Genomic DNA, 660 nt, shown 5'->3' on the forward strand with positions numbered 1-660 from the left:
GATTGATGGGGCCAAGGGCGTAGAAAGCCAGACCCAAAAACTCTTTGAGGTTTGCCGCTTGCGCGATTTGCCCATCCTCACCTTTTGCAACAAGATGGATCGCGAAAGCCGCGACACATTCGAAATCATTGACGAAATCCAAGAGAACCTTGCGATTGATGTGGCCCCCGCCAGTTGGCCTATTGGGATGGGGCGCGATTTCTTGGGGTGCTACGACCTGATCCATGATCGGCTTGAATTGATGGATCGCGCAGATCGCAACCGCGTTGCCGAAACGGTCAAAATGAGTGGGCTAGACGACCCGAAACTTGCGGATCACATCCCCGAAGCACAGCTTGCCAAGCTGCGCGAGGAAATCGAGATGGCGCGCGAATTGCTGCCCGCCTTTGATCGCGCCACATTCCTTGCGGGTGCGATGACCCCGATTTGGTTCGGCTCGGCCATCAACTCCTTTGGGGTGCGGGAATTGATGGAGGGCATTGCCGAATTCGGCCCCGCGCCACAGGTGCAAACGGCCGATCCGCGCGAAATTGCGCCAGAAGAAGGCAAGGTAACGGGCTTCGTGTTCAAAGTTCAGGGCAATATGGACCCAAAACACCGCGATCGCGTGGCGTTTATTCGTTTGGCGTCAGGACATTTTGAGCGGGGCATGAAACTGCA

General features: G+C 56.1%; 1 protein-coding gene. It reads left to right on the forward strand.

All coding sequences use genetic code 11. From position 1 onward, the window contains the following. Positions 1-660: GTP-binding protein (locus ACR0IO_RS23215; RefSeq protein WP_480745230.1), on the forward strand; the 660-nt coding region annotated here is incomplete at both ends.

Source organism: Ruegeria sp. CE12 (assembly GCF_056537525.1).